Raw genomic sequence first — 15206 nt, 5'->3', positions numbered from 1 at the left:
GTATTAAAGAGAATAGCTAAAGATATGTACACGCTACCTAGTAAATTAAAACTGTTTTCTATCATTCTAATCGTTCTTGGTTTGGCAGGGATTACCTATGGTTTCCTTACAACACCAAAAACTATAGGGGATGTGAATGAAATATTGGCGCAACAGGAAGGCCATGAAGCTACAAGTCACCACAATGCCGAGACCTCTAATTTTGTTGATACCATGCGCGGGGATGAAGGTTATTCAGAGGCTGCCATGGAACATGCAACCGATTTAAGTGCTGAAGGTCAAGGTGCTTCTTCTCATGAGGAACATATGTTGCACCAGTTTCAAACCAGACCTTGGTCGGCAACTTTTGTTGCTGCTTTCTTCTTTATGATGATCGCCTTGGGCGTGCTTGTTTTTTATGCTATTCAATATGCTTCACAAGCAGGATGGTCGCCAGTGCTTTATAGAGTTATGGAGGGAATAACGGCTTATCTGCTGCCTGGTTCCATCATTGTATTTTTAATCGTTGTTTTTGCTGGAACACACTTTTTCCCTTGGCAAAATGAAGAATTAGTGGCCGGAGATAAAATTTTACAAGACAAATCAGGATATTTAAACTTTCCATTTTTTGTAATAAGAGGGGTTATTTATCTTTTGGGTTGGAACTTATATCGTTATTTCTCAAGAAAAAATTCTTTAGATCAAGATAATGCTACTGATTTTGCGCCCTATAGGAAAAACTTTAAGGCTTCGGTATTCTTTTTGATTTTCTTCTTAATTACGGAAGCTACAATGTCTTGGGACTGGTTTATGTCTATGACGCCACACTGGTACAGTACCCTTTTCCCTTGGTATATTTTCTCTAGTCTTTTCGTTTCTGCCATAACGGTTATTGCTTTGGTGGTGATCCATCTAAGAAGCCGTGGGTTAGTTGAATTTATTAGCGATAAGCACCTACACGATTTGGCAAAATATATGTTTGCTTTCAGTATTTTCTGGTGTTACTTATGGTTTGGACAGTTTATGCTTATCTGGTATGCGAACATTCCAGAGGAGGTAACTTATTTTATTATAAGAATTCAGGAGTATCAAGTGTTGTTTTTTGGAATGCTTATACTTAATTTTGTTTTCCCTATATTACTTTTAATGAATAGTGACTACAAGAGAGTACCTTGGTTTGTTGTTATAACCGGTGTTGTTGTCTTGATAGGACACTATATAGATGTTTACTTATTGGTTATGCCTTCAACAGTTGGCCACCATTATGGATTTGGAATACCTGAAATAGCGGCAATACTGTTCTTTTTAGGTCTTTTTATCCTCGTGGTTGGAAATGGACTTGCAAAGGTTTCCTTAAGGCCGAAAAACGATCCATTTATAAGAGAAAGCGAAAATTACCATTTTTAATAAACTAGTTAAAGAAGATATTCACAGATGACCGCATTTTTAGTTATACTCGTAATCCTACTCTTTTTAATAGCTGTTTGGCAAATAAAAAGAATATTTCAGTTGGCACAGACCAAAGTCGTTGGCCATGCTGACATAGCAACGGACAAAGACAACAATAGCCAAGGTTATTTAATGATGGGCTTTCTTGCGTTCATCTATATTCTAACTATAGTTAGCTTTTGGCTATGGTACGATACACTTTTACCCGAATCCGGATCTGAACATGGATCAGAGATAGACAACCTCATGCTAATCTCCATGATCCTCATATTTTTTGTGGGTATCATTACACAAGGCGTTTTGCATTATTTCGCTTTTATATATCGTGGGAATAAGGTTGCGAGAGCGACATTCTATGCTGATAATGATAAATTAGAGTTTATCTGGACTATAATTCCAGTGATTACATTGGCCGGATTAATTATCTATGGTCTTTTTACTTGGACAGATATTATGAATGTTGATAAAGATGACGATCCATTAATCGTTGAACTTTATGCACAACAGTTTAACTGGAAAGCTAGGTATGGTGGAAATGATAATACTTTAGGCGAAGCAAACGTACGTTTAATAAAAGGTGTTAATGTCTTGGGTGTAGATCCAGCCGATCCAAACGGAAAGGACGATAAGGTTGTTACCGAATTGCATTTGCCAGTAGGTAGAAAGGTTTTGATTAAAATGCGATCACAAGACGTATTGCACTCTGCTTATATGCCTCACTTTAGAGCGCAGATGAACTGTGTGCCTGGAATGATAACTCAATTTGCATTTACTCCATCTGTTACAACAGAGGATATGAGACTTACAGATCATGTTATTAACAAGGTGGATAATATTAATAAAATACGAAGAGAAAAAAGTGAGGAACTTCAGGCCATGGGAGATGAACCCTTAGATCCTTATGAATTTGATTATTTAGTTCTGTGTAATAAGATTTGCGGAATTAGCCACTACAATATGCAGATGAAGATTATTGTAGAATCAGAGGAAGATTATAAAGCATGGTTGGCAGAGCAGCCAACCCTTGCAGAGCAACTTAGCAAAGAAAATTAATAAAACATTAGTTTAGAAAGATATGTCAGCAAACGCACAGATCCACGCCGTAGAAGATAACCACGACGATCACGGGCATCATAAACAAACCTTTGTAACTAAATATATTTTTAGTACGGATCATAAAATGATCTCAAAGCAATACATGATTACAGGTATTTTCATGGGTGTTATCGGTATATTGATGTCTTTGTTCTTCAGATTGCAACTTGCTTGGCCAGACCACAAGTTTACAATTTTTGAAATATTCCTTGGAAAATGGGGAGAAGATGGCGTTATGGACCCAAGTGTTTATTTGGCCTTAGTTACCATACACGGAACAATAATGGTCTTTTTTGTCTTGACTGCCGGATTGAGTGGTACCTTTAGTAACCTGCTTATTCCTCTTCAAATTGGAGCGCGAGATATGGCTTCTGGATTCTTGAACATGGTTTCCTATTGGTTATTCTTTATTTCAAGTATGATAATGCTTTCATCCTTATTTGTTGAAGCTGGACCGGCTTCGGCAGGATGGACTATTTACCCACCTTTAAGCGCCTTACCCCAAGCTATTCCAGGTTCTGGAATGGGGATGAACTTATGGTTGATTGCAATGGCTATATTTATTGCCTCTTCCTTATTAGGTTCCCTTAACTTTATTGTTACCGTATTAAACTTGAGAACCAAGGGTATGTCTATGACTAGATTGCCTCTTACTATATGGTCTTTCTTTTTAACAGCAATTATTGGAGTAGTATCTTTCCCGGTTCTTTTTTCAGCAGTTTTAATGTTGATAATGGATAGAAGTTTTGGTACATCATTCTTCCTTTCTGATATTTATATTGCTGGGGAAGTGTTGCATCATCAAGGGGGTTCTCCTGTATTATTTGAACACCTTTTCTGGTTCCTTGGTCACCCTGAGGTTTATATCGTTATTCTACCCGCAATGGGTATTGTTTCGGAAATTATGGCGACCAACTCCCGAAAACCGATTTTTGGTTATCGTGCCATGGTCGCGTCTCTTTTGGCTATTGCCTTCCTGTCAACAATTGTTTGGGGGCACCATATGTTTATTTCGGGAATGAACCCTTTCTTAGGTTCAGTCTTTACATTTACAACCCTTTTAATTGCAATTCCTTCTGCCGTAAAATCCTTTAACTGGATAACCACACTTTGGCGTGGTAAGTTACAGATGAACGTAGCGATGCTTTGGAGTATTGGGTTTGTTTCTACTTTTATTACCGGAGGATTAACTGGTATTATAATGGGGGATAGTGCTTTGGATATCAACATTCACGATACCTATTTCATTGTAGCTCACTTCCACTTGGTAATGGGGATTTCAGCGGCTTACGGATTTATAGCTGGAGTTTATCATTGGTTCCCGATCATGTTTGAAGGTAGAATGATGAATAAAAAACTAGGCTATATCCACTTCTGGGTAACCGCTATTGGTGCTTATGGAATATTCTTCCCAATGCACTTTGTTGGATTGGCAGGACTTCCGCGTAGATACTATACCAATACGGCATTTCCATATTTTGATGATTTGCACGATATTAATGTAGTAATGACCATTTTCGCAATCATGACAATTGCCGTTCAAGTAGTATTCCTATACAACTTTATACACTCTATGTTCTATGGAAAGATGGCTCCAAAAAATCCTTGGAACGCCAATACGCTGGAGTGGACTGCCGAAAGAAAACATATTCATGGAAACTGGGACGGACCAATACCCCACGTACATCGTTGGCCTTATGATTACAGTAAGCTTAATAAAGATGAAACGGATTTTGTGATTCCAGGTCAGGATTTTATTCCGCAATATGTACCGCTTCAGGATAATGAAGATGAACTGGATCATTAGAAAGTATCTAGAGAATTAAATAAAGCCCTTCAATTTAGTTTGAAGGGCTTTTTTAATACGTATAAATTACGTAGTACTACTTATTGATTCATCTTAATTTATCCCTTATCTTTGGTTTATTGAGTTAATAATAATAAGTAGGAAGTGAGGAATCTACTGTTTATTTGGAAAGCCATACTGAAAAGTATGGCTTTCTTTTTTAAGTAGCTTCTAAAGGATTGCTATATTTGTGTTATGAATGAAAACCTCGATCCTACAGGAGAAAATCTCTCGCCCCAGGAATTGGATATTGAAAAGAAGTTACGCCCGCTTAGCTTTGATGACTTTACTGGCCAGGATCAAGCACTGGAGAATCTTCAAATTTTTGTACAGGCAGCAAACTTGCGCGAGGAAGCATTAGACCATACTTTATTTCACGGTCCTCCAGGCTTAGGGAAAACTACTTTGGCATACATTCTCGCGAACGAACTCAATGTAAATATTAGAGTTACATCCGGCCCGGTTTTAGATAAACCAGGGGATCTTGCAGGTTTACTGACAAATCTTGATGAAAGAGATGTTTTGTTTATTGATGAAATCCATAGGTTAAGCCCTATTGTGGAAGAATATCTCTATTCGGCAATGGAAGATTTTAAAATTGATATTATGATTGAGTCTGGCCCCAATGCCCGATCGGTTCAGATTAATCTCAATCCATTTACACTTATTGGAGCCACAACGCGTTCAGGTTTATTGACTGCACCAATGCGCGCCCGTTTCGGTATTTCTTCAAGGTTGCAATATTACACTACGGAATTGCTCACTACCATCTTACAACGAAGCGCAGGTATCTTGAACGTTCCAATAACCATGGAAGCCGCTATAGAAATTGCTGGCCGAAGCAGAGGAACGCCAAGAATTGCAAATGCACTTTTAAGAAGAATCCGGGATTTTGCACAAATAAAGGGCAATGGTAAAATTGATATTGAAATTGCTAGATTTGGCTTGGATGCCCTACATGTAGATACACACGGCTTGGACGAAATGGACAATAAAATCCTTTCTACCATTATAGAGAAATTTAGAGGGGGCCCAGTCGGTATTTCAACAATAGCCACGGCAGTTTCCGAAAGTCCTGAGACTATCGAAGAAGTGTACGAACCCTTTTTAATACAACAGGGTTTTATAATGCGTACTCCCAGAGGAAGAGAAGTAACCGAAGCTGCATATAAACACCTCGGAAAAGTAAAAGACCCAACACAAGGTGGTCTATTCTAAAATAAGATGTATTTCTTCTGTGAGATCTTTAAGTCCTTGTTGTTATTAAAACTTCAATGAAAATGGCTAAAAATAAAATCCCATCAGTTCCCGCTGTTCAATTTTTGGTGCACTCTGCCCAAATCCTCAAAAACCCACTCCCTTTCCACCATAAGAATTTTGAGACCAAGGGAGACACTTTTCGTTTGAAATTAGGTCTTGGTAAATCGGTAATATTTTCACGGGATGCTGGCCTTGCCCAATATGCACTTCAGAAAAATCATCGGAATTTTAAAAAATCACCAATCCAAACCAGAGATCTTGTAAAATACGTGGGTCATGGATTGCTCACTTCAGAAGGTGAACTCTGGCAAAAACAGCGCAAACTTATCCAGCCAGCTTTTCATAAAAAACAATTGGTAAACTTGCTGGACACGATTCAGGATGCAATTAAAACGGAACTTTCCAATATTGAAACCGGCGCGCCAAATGATATCTTTCCAGTTTTCAACAACCTTGCTTTCCAAACGGTAGTAAAATCGCTTTTTAGTAGCGCTGTCAATCAAAAGGAAATTAATAGACTTCAGCAAATCACAGAGGCAGCGCAGAAAATGTTGGTAAAGGAATTGCGGCAGCCTTACTTGGGTTGGTGGTTTACTTTAAGCGGTCAAATAAAGAAACATAGGTTGGAGGCCGACGAGGCGCGGAATATTCTTAAAAAACTTGTGGATGAACGCAAACAATCGGAGAAACGTGAAGACGATTTATTGGATATGCTCTTGGATGCAAGATATGAAGATGGAAGTGCCATGGCAGATGAACAATTGATTGATGAGATTTTAATTCTTTTTACAGCCGGGCACGAGACCACTTCAAATGCGCTCACTTTTACCTGTGAGTTACTGGCTCGGAATCCGCAGATTCAAGAAAAACTTTATGCTGAAATAGTTGAAGCAAAAGCCAATTCTGAATCTTTAATGGATTTCATTAAGAATTGTTCCTTTACAAAAAATGTGATTGAAGAATCGCTCCGTCTATATCCACCGGCTTATTTTATAGATCGAGTAAATATTGAAGAAGACGAATTTGACGGCATGATTTTTCCAAAGGAATCTAGTTTGTTATTCTCCTTACTTGAAATCCATACCAATCCAGCGTATTGGGAAAATCCACAAGAATTTAAACCAGAACGTTTTTCAAATGTAAGTACCAGTCACTTTTCCGGACAATATTTTCCTTTTGGCGCGGGTCCAAGAATGTGTATTGGGAACAACTTTGCGATGTATGAAATGATATTGGCAATTGCAGAAATTATAAAAACTTATAAAATCTCCAAAAAGAACACGCCAATTGAAATAAAACCATTGATTACTTTAAAGCCTAAAAACGCAATATTAGAATTCAATTTCAGATAAATTTGATTCAAAACACGTCAAAATATTCGCAATTAATAAAAACGGAAGCCAAACGCCTTGGGTTTCTTTCCTGTGGCATTAGCAAAGCGGAGTTTCTTGAAGAAGAGGCGCCACATTTAGAAAATTATCTTAAAAGAAATATGAATGGCGAAATGGCCTATATGGAAAACCATTTCGACAAGCGGTTGGATCCTACACTCTTGGTTCCAGGTTCAAAAAGCGTCATTTCAGTATTATTAAACTATTTTCCAGCCGAAACTCAGACTTCAGACACCTATAAAATTTCGAAATACGCGTACGGAACAGATTATCACTTTATTATAAAAGACAAGCTAAAGCAATTGATGGAATTCATTTCCGAAGAAATTGGGGAAGTTCACGGAAGGGCGTTTGTAGATTCAGCGCCGGTTTTAGACAAAGCTTGGGCTGCCAAAAGTGGTCTGGGCTGGGTAGGGAAACACAGTCTTTTGTTATCAAAGGAAGTGGGCTCCTTTTACTTTGTGGCTGAATTGATCCTAGATTTGGAATTGGAATATGACACGCCAGTAACAGATCACTGCGGTAGTTGTACCGCCTGCATAGACGCCTGCCCAACAAACGCGATTGTCGCAGATAGAGTGGTAGATGGCAGTAAGTGTATTTCATACTTCACTATCGAGCTTAAAAATGAAATCCCAGTTTCGGAAAAAGGAAAATTTAAAGATTGGATGTTCGGTTGCGATATTTGTCAGGATGTATGCCCGTGGAACCGTTTTAGCAAATCGCATAACGAACCGCTTTTTAACCCGCATCCAGAGATGCTTTCCATGACTAAAAAAGATTGGGAAGAAATAACGGAGGAGGTTTTTCAAAAGATGTTTAAAAATAGCGCAGTAAAACGCACCAAGTTTTCCGGGTTAAAAAGAAATATCGAATTTTTAAAAGACTAAGGTTCTCGCTCAGCTCCTTTGGATGGAATTGCGGCGAATTTTAATTGTAATTAACGGTTCTTGGTTTTCCAATCTGGAAATCTTGAAATCCAAAATCGTCCGTTTCAAAAGCATTTGTTTTGATTATATTATTTCCTTGTCCCGGAATATTTGGATAGTATGCCAACGAAAACTGAAAGGAATTAAAAACCAAATAATCATTTCGAATAATACAGCCAATGCCAAAAGAGGAATATATCGGGTTTCGTTTCCAGCTTCTATTGCTTTCTGCAAGCATCCCAACTGTTATATTTAAAAACGGATTAAAACGAAATCCGAAGAGTTCCCAAGGAGAATAGAACTGTGTCTGTAATGCGAGTACATATTTTTGCGTTCCTGATAATTCACCATCAAAACCATCTATCGCTCCATTTCTATAATCTGAGTATAGATTACCATATACGCCGTTAAAGTCAGCACGCTCATTTAGAGTCAATCTATCAGCCTCTGAGTCCAAGCGGTTAATCCCGATAATAAACTGAGGTTTCACAAACTGTCTCATTTTCCATTTATCACCAAGAGGCAAAAGGTGGGAGAAGTAGCTTGCCTGAAAACTAAAAGCTGTCTGTTCCGTTTTTGAACCATTAAAAAAAGTTCCCAGCTCAAAGTTTGTACTTACAAATCCCCATTTAAAATAGTTTCCATAAGAAGCCTTTCCGCCAAGATAGAATCTATTTAATTGATTTTTATGTTGAATTCCACCAGTGATAGAATAGATAATTCCCACGGGAACGTCTTCTGTTCTTCCATCTCTAAAAATATAGCTATCCTCCACAAATTGTCTTGAAGCAACGCCAATACTGGCCAGATATAACCTTTCATCAGAAAAATACCGAATGCTGTCAAATGCAATAGCAGGCATATTTTTATAATCTACCAGTAATGCACGCGCGCTCACAATGAGGTTGGTAGTTCGTTCCCTTTCAGAATCTCCATTGAAAATACGAAAGGAATGTCCGCCCCAATAATCTTGGGTAATGAATTTGAAATCCTGATTAATATAAGCTAAGGTGTCGTTATGCAGCTCTCTTCCCAAATAACGTTCCTGCAAAAAGATTCCACCAGCCCAGCGCGTCAAGGGTGAGTAGAAAATTCGGTCTAGTGAAATAGTCTTTTCATAGTATCCGTCGTAATCAATTGAATATCTTCCCGTGGCGCTCACGAAAGTGTTTTTAAAATTGGGTACGGTATAGCTTCCGTTGAAAGCATCACTTCCGTCATCCATTCGCTTCGAAAATCCAATTCTGAATTCATGGCCAGTGCCAATAAAATTACGTTCTTTAAGCTTAAGTTTAGTTTGTGAGCTTGTAAACTGTGCTTTTGGAATTAGACTCCAGGAGTCTAAAGAAGTAACGATAACATCTACAGAGTCTTTAGATTCAGAGATGGCGCGCGGTAAAATTCGAACCTCTCGAATATAATTTTGAGCTCTTAAAAGTCGCGCAGATTCAGTTATCAAAAGGGTGTCCAAAGGTTGATTTTTTTTTAATAGCAGAAAATTTTGAATCGCCATTTCTTTAGATTTTATATGGATTGCATTCCCTGTTTTTTCTAAAAAGCTGTTTGCAGTCTCTGTACTATCAGTAAATGAATAGCCAAAAGGATCTTTAGTGTTAATAATGATCTTTCGGATAATTTTTCCCTCAAACTTAGAGTATGATGGTTTTTCCTCGTGTTCTGGCTCCCTTTCAGGTTTATGGGAAGTAGGTCTAAAAATCCATCGATGGATCATTTTTGTAAACTTACTTTTTTTGGAGTAGGTTTCTATTTTCTGATACATCTGCGTGCTGTCTTTTGCCGTTTCCTTCTTTTGAGCAGCGAGCTCGAGAAAAGAACAGAACACAAATAATAAAAATATGATTCGTTTTAATTTCAATATTTTATTTCTAACAATTTTACATCAAAAGTATTGAAACCATGGCTTATTATGGAGAAGAATTTTTAAAATATTTACGGAGGTGCAAAGCCGAAAACCTAGGCTATAAACTGTTCTTGATTCTTTCAAAACCTGTATCTTTGGAATAGTATCACCAAATTTATTGGAGTGATATATATTTAAATTAATGTAGTAAAAAATATGAGCAAACAAAGCAAACGCAGAGAAGCACTTTTATATCACGCAAAACCAAAACCTGGAAAAATCGAAGTTGTTCCAACAAAAAGTTATTCCACCCAACGTGATCTAGGTTTAGCATATTCACCAGGAGTTGCAGAACCTTGTCTAGAGATTGAAAAAGATATAAAAAACGCTTATAAATATACAAACAAGGGAAATCTTGTTGCGGTAATTTCCAATGGAACTGCGGTTTTAGGCTTGGGAAATATTGGCCCTGAAGCTTCCAAGCCCGTAATGGAAGGAAAGGGATTGCTTTTTAAAATATTTGCAGATATTGATGTTTTTGATATTGAAATAGGCACCGAGAACGTTGAAGAATTTATTGCTACGGTTAAAAATATAGCACCCACTTTTGGAGGAATAAACCTGGAAGATATAAAGGCGCCAGAAGCTTTTGAAATTGAAAAAAGACTAAAGGAAGAATTGAACATTCCCGTAATGCACGATGACCAGCACGGAACTGCCATTATTTCTGCTGCGGCTTTGCTCAATGCATTGGAACTGGCAGAAAAGAAAATTGAAGATGTTTCCATTGTTATTAGTGGGGCTGGTGCAGCGGCGGTTTCTTGTACGCGACTTTATAAAGCCTTTGGGGCAAAGGATGAAAATATTGTCATGCTAGACAGTAAAGGTGTCATTAGAAAAGATCGCGAAAGTCTTACTGATGAAAAAGCCGAATTTGCATCCCATAGAAAAATTGATACTTTAGAGGAAGCTATGAAAGATGCCGATGTTTTTGTGGGCCTTTCCGTTAAAGATATTGTTACTCCTGAAATGCTGCACAGTATGAAGGAAAACCCCATTGTTTTTGCAATGGCAAATCCAGATCCCGAGATTGAATATGATCTGGCTATAAAATCCAGAAAAGATATCATTATGGCCACGGGCCGTAGTGACCATCCCAACCAAGTGAATAATGTACTTGGATTTCCATTTATTTTCCGAGGGGCCCTGGATGTTCGCGCTACAAAAATAAACGAAGCCATGAAAATGGCTGCAGTGAAAGCCCTTGCTGATCTTGCAAAAGAAGCCGTGCCGGAGCAAGTGAATATTGCTTACGGGGAAACCAAACTAACTTTTGGGAGAGATTACATCATCCCAAAACCTTTTGATCCACGCCTTATTACTGTGGTGCCTCCTGCAGTGGCCAAAGCTGCTATGGAAAGTGGTGTTGCGACTAGTGATATAACCGATTGGGAAAAATATCAAGATGAGCTTTACGAGCGTATGGGCGGCGATAATAAAATTATTCGCCTACTTCTCAATAGAGCAAAACTCTTCCCAAAACGTATTGTTTACACAGAAGCAGACCATTTAGATGTGCTGAAAGCTGCGCAGATTGTTTACGAGGAAGGTATCGGAATTCCTGTATTACTGGGGAGAAAGGATGTTATCAAAGATTTTATGCAACAACTGGAGTTTGATGCAGATTTAGAAATAATAGATCCAAAAAGTGATGACAAACCTGAAAAATTAGATAGCTATGCCCAAAAATTTTGGGAGAAAAGAAGACGTACCGGGATTACCCTTTACGATGCGCAAAAATTGATGACGGAGCGGAATTATTTCGCTGGAATGATGGTTAGCGAGGGCGATGTGGATGCTATGATTTCTGGGTATTCCCGATCGTATCCTTTGGTTGTAAAACCTGTTTTTGAAACCATTGGGAAATTTGAAGGGGTAAACAAGGTTGCAACAACCAACTTGATGCTCACCAAGCGCGGCCCTTTGTTTATCTCAGATACTTCCATAAACATTGACCCAACCGCGAAGGAACTTGCGCAAATTGCTCGTATGACCAACTATACCATGAAAATGTTTGGGTTGCAACCTGTTATTGCAATGATTTCTTATGCAAATTTCGGTTCTTCTAAAGATCCTCGCGCTACCAAAGTGCGCGAAGCTGTGGAGTTAATTCATAAAAGTAATCCTGATATGATCTTGGATGGTGAATTACAGACAGATTTCGCTTTAAATCATGAATTGCTTCAAAAGAAATTTCCATTCTCCAAATTGGCGGGTAAAAAAGTAAATGCACTAATTTTTCCAAACCTAGATTCTGCCAATAGCAATTACAAATTATTAAAAGAGCTCAACGGCGTTGAATCCATTGGTCCCATAATGCTCGGAATGCGTAAACCTGTCCATATTTTACAGATGCGTGCCAGCGTAGATGAAATTGTGAATATGAGTGCCGTGGCGGTTGTAGATGCACAACAGAAGGAGAAGCGGGTGAAGGAGTAAAAAAAGGAGCTTTAAATAGTTATTAACTCTTAGTGATTGATTTTTGAAATATCTGGGATTCTTTCTATTGTTGTTTATAATAAGTTCGTGTAGCGATGTTTCACAACAAGATATTACGGATATAGAATTTCTATTAGGTACTGATTTAAATGTTGAATATGAAATTGCTAATATTGAAACGCCATTTGATTTTGCAGATTGGATTATATCATTTGACTTAAAGTTTAATAAAACCAATTTTGATTCACTTTATAAAAAGATAGATATTGATAAGTTTGAAAATATAGAGTTTACCAATTTAGACGGTCAGAATAGGTTTATATATTATAGAGAGGATATTTCAGAAGAAATAAGAGTTTATTTATCAATAGACACGACTAATAATTCTATTCATTATTCTTCACAAAGATAGATTTATGCGAAACGAGCTTTTTCAGAAATTTACTATTTCTGTATTTTACAAATCCGTCGGAATACTTTATTTGTGAACATCCAAAGCTAAAATGATGTTGAAAAATTTTATTCTCATTCTTGTGATTCTTGGATTGTTTCACAATTGCATGGAATCGGTTTCAAAGACCGAGAGTAAAACAATTACTAAAAAAAGGAAAATGATAAAACAGCTGCTGAATTATACGAAAAATCGCTATCCACATTAGATAGCATAGTTAAAAACAGTGAATCAAATGACAATTTTTCCGGCTTTCAGGCAATTCAGATTTTAACTGAAATTTCTGGATATGAAGGTGGTGGAAATAAAAATTATTATGGAACATTTGGGTTCAAGGGAGAGGATCTGGACTACTGGAAAAATTGGTTCAATGAAAATAAGGATTCTCTAAATTATCTTTTTTATATCCAGTCTTCGTTGGAACACGCATTGAATATCAATAAATACCACGTTGTAAAAATTGATTCAGCACAAAATTTCTATTTGATTTATTTGAAAAGAGGTGGTAATTATTTTAAAGTTGTTAGTGAGAAAATTGAAAAAGCTAATAACTGTGAAAAAATAAAGAAGCAAGATTATCTTTCTCTTTCAATAAATCTAATAACTGGTAATTCAAAAATACCTTTTAAAGTTGACGGTATTATATACAAGGAAACAGCCTTTGTTTTTGAAAGGGATTCGATATTAAATATTTACGAAGCAGATCAACTTACTGGGCTTTGCTATAATAAAAAATAGAACAATATTGTATATTTGATAATCTTCAACCCCCGCTCCCGCGCGATTGCATCGCGTGGTCTCGTACACTTCAATAATCTAACTTGATATAGAATTATTCCCTACTCTTTTGTTCCAGATACTTCGGAAGCATTGCATAGTCATTATTTGGCAATGGGTAAGTTATACTCGTAATAAGCCTCTAGAGAATACATTGATTTTTTACAGCAGTGCTGCGGAATATGCAGATGAAAAAGGGGTTGCTGGTTGATATTGTGGTATTTCGCTATTATGGATGAGTTTTGAAACTGGAAACTAAAGAAGAACTGGGAATCGGAACGCAATGCGCACCAGTGGAGTATTCATTATTAAATATTTACGAAACAGATCAACTTATTGGGCTTTGCTATGTTAAAAAATAGAACAATATTGTACATTTGTTTAACTTCAAACACCAGAAAATGGACTTAAAAACTCGAAAATATAACTTCATACAAGAATTAATAAGTATTGAAAGAACAAGTGTTTTGGATGCTTTGGAACGTGTATTGAAAAATGAAAAGGAGAAAGAAGACCAAATTTCTCCAGAGCAAAAACAGGAATTGGATGTCCGATTGAAAAGTTATAAAGATAATCCTCATGATGTGCTCGATTGGGAAAATGTTAAGAATGAGTGGTGATGGCTTATAAGGTTAAGTTACTTCCATTAGCACTTTTGGATTTACGAAAAGCCAAAAAATGGTATCGAGAAAAAAATGAGCTACTTGCGGAAGAATTTAAAACTGAAGTTGAGAAAGAGGTTGATTATATTGGTAAATATCCTTATCACTACCAACAAAAATATAAAGAGTTACGACAATCATTAGTATCACGTTTTCCTTATGCGGTTTTTTATTTAATTGAAGAAGAACGAAAAAAAGTTATAGTTTTTGGAGTACTTCACACTAGTAGAAATCCGGAAATAGTCCGTTTGAGATTTAAAAAATAGAAACTAAACTCTCCAAAATTATCTTCAATTTTATTCTTCACAATCACAATAAAATTCAGATTATCCCTTAAGAAGGTTCTCCTCCAATATTTCCAAAAAACCCCAATGGCGGTTGCAAATAATTATACTATATTTGAGCCCTTAAGTTTTTGTTAACATATGATAACCCATATACAGGGCAGACTGGTTGAAAAAACTCCGACCGATGTAGTGATAGATTGCAATGGTGTGGGGTATTTCATCAATATTTCTTTGCACACTTTTTCCGAACTTCCAGACAGTGAAAACATTAAACTTTTCACGCATTTGCAAGTTCGCGAAGATGCCCATATTCTATACGGTTTTACCAGTGTTGCAGAGCGAGAGATATTTAGATTGTTAATTAGCGTTTCCGGAGTTGGAGCAAGCACGGCAAGATCTATGCTATCGTCCTTGGCGCCAGAACAGGTGTTGGATGCCATTGCGCAAAATGATTTACCAACCATTCAATCGGTAAAGGGAATAGGGGCCAAGACCGCTCAGCGTGTGGTTTTGGATTTGAAAGATAAGATTTTAAAAGTATATGGTTTGTCGTCTATTTCTGCCGGAGCAAGCAATACGAATAAAAATGAAGCGTTATCAGCTTTGGAGACTTTAGGCTTTGTTCGTAAACAGTCTGAAAAAGTGATAGATAGAATTGTGAAGGAGAACCCACAAGCTTCAGTAGAAATGATCATTAAACAAGCTTTAAAAAATTTGTAA

General features: G+C 37.1%; 13 protein-coding genes. 12 read left to right on the top strand and 1 reads right to left on the bottom strand.

What is annotated here, in order from left to right; translation table 11 throughout:
* Positions 1–24 precede the first annotated feature (24 nt).
* From G440_RS0107985 to queG, 6 genes are all read left to right on the top strand, one after another.
* Positions 25–1386, top strand: coding sequence for a hypothetical protein (locus G440_RS0107985; protein ID WP_026450826.1), 1362 nt, complete (start codon positions 25–27; stop codon positions 1384–1386).
* Positions 1387–1413: 27 nt separating this feature from the next.
* Positions 1414–2481 carry a cytochrome c oxidase subunit II gene (locus G440_RS0107980; protein ID WP_026450825.1) on the top strand — a complete coding sequence of 356 codons (1068 nt, stop codon included), beginning with the start codon at positions 1414–1416 and terminating at the stop codon, positions 2479–2481.
* 22 nt (positions 2482–2503) lie between these two features.
* On the top strand, positions 2504–4330 hold the full coding sequence (locus G440_RS0107975) for a cytochrome c oxidase subunit I (RefSeq protein ID WP_026450824.1): 1827 nt from the start codon (positions 2504–2506) through the stop codon (positions 4328–4330).
* Positions 4331–4564: 234 nt separating this feature from the next.
* A complete protein-coding gene (gene ruvB / locus G440_RS0107970) occupies positions 4565–5587 on the top strand; it encodes a Holliday junction branch migration DNA helicase RuvB (protein ID WP_026450823.1) in 1023 nt (340 codons plus the stop codon).
* Between the two features lie 62 nt (positions 5588–5649).
* A complete protein-coding gene (locus tag G440_RS0107965) occupies positions 5650–6981 on the top strand; it encodes a cytochrome P450 (protein WP_026450822.1) in 1332 nt (443 codons plus the stop codon).
* 2 nt (positions 6982–6983) lie between these two features.
* Entirely contained in the window at positions 6984–7910 is a 927-nt protein-coding gene (queG, locus tag G440_RS0107960; protein WP_026450821.1) for a tRNA epoxyqueuosine(34) reductase QueG, read from the top strand.
* A 40-nt stretch (positions 7911–7950) separates the two neighbouring features.
* Here the strand turns inward: queG and G440_RS0107955 are convergent, their stop codons facing one another.
* A complete protein-coding gene (locus tag G440_RS0107955) occupies positions 7951–9825 on the bottom strand; it encodes a BamA/TamA family outer membrane protein (RefSeq protein WP_245574842.1) in 1875 nt (624 codons plus the stop codon).
* Positions 9826–10026: 201 nt separating this feature from the next.
* On the opposite strand from G440_RS0107955, the gene G440_RS0107945 reads away from it, so the two are divergent.
* The 6 genes from G440_RS0107945 (at position 10027) to ruvA (ending at position 15206) form a co-directional block, all read left to right on the top strand.
* Positions 10027–12309, top strand: a complete 2283-nt coding sequence (locus G440_RS0107945; RefSeq protein WP_026450819.1) for an NADP-dependent malic enzyme — start codon at positions 10027–10029, stop codon at positions 12307–12309.
* A gap of 43 nt (positions 12310–12352) precedes the next feature.
* Positions 12353–12721 (top strand): hypothetical protein, encoded by a 369-nt coding sequence (locus G440_RS0107940; RefSeq protein ID WP_157417899.1) that lies wholly within the window; start codon positions 12353–12355, stop codon positions 12719–12721.
* Between the two features lie 468 nt (positions 12722–13189).
* Positions 13190–13498 carry a hypothetical protein gene (locus tag G440_RS0107930; protein ID WP_157417897.1) on the top strand — a complete coding sequence of 103 codons (309 nt, stop codon included), beginning with the start codon at positions 13190–13192 and terminating at the stop codon, positions 13496–13498.
* Between the two features lie 440 nt (positions 13499–13938).
* Positions 13939–14157 (top strand): addiction module protein, encoded by a 219-nt coding sequence (locus G440_RS0107920; RefSeq protein WP_026450816.1) that lies wholly within the window; start codon positions 13939–13941, stop codon positions 14155–14157.
* On the top strand, positions 14157–14465 hold the full coding sequence (locus G440_RS0107915) for a type II toxin-antitoxin system RelE/ParE family toxin (protein ID WP_026450815.1): 309 nt from the start codon (positions 14157–14159) through the stop codon (positions 14463–14465). The genes G440_RS0107920 and G440_RS0107915 overlap by 1 nt, the downstream gene beginning before the upstream one ends.
* A 159-nt stretch (positions 14466–14624) precedes the next feature.
* Entirely contained in the window at positions 14625–15206 is a 582-nt protein-coding gene (gene ruvA / locus G440_RS0107910) for a Holliday junction branch migration protein RuvA (protein WP_026450814.1), read from the top strand.

Source organism: Aequorivita capsosiphonis DSM 23843, from assembly GCF_000429125.1.
GTDB classification, from domain to species: domain Bacteria; phylum Bacteroidota; class Bacteroidia; order Flavobacteriales; family Flavobacteriaceae; genus Aequorivita; species Aequorivita capsosiphonis.
This window is presented reverse-complemented; position numbering and strand designations above follow the sequence as displayed.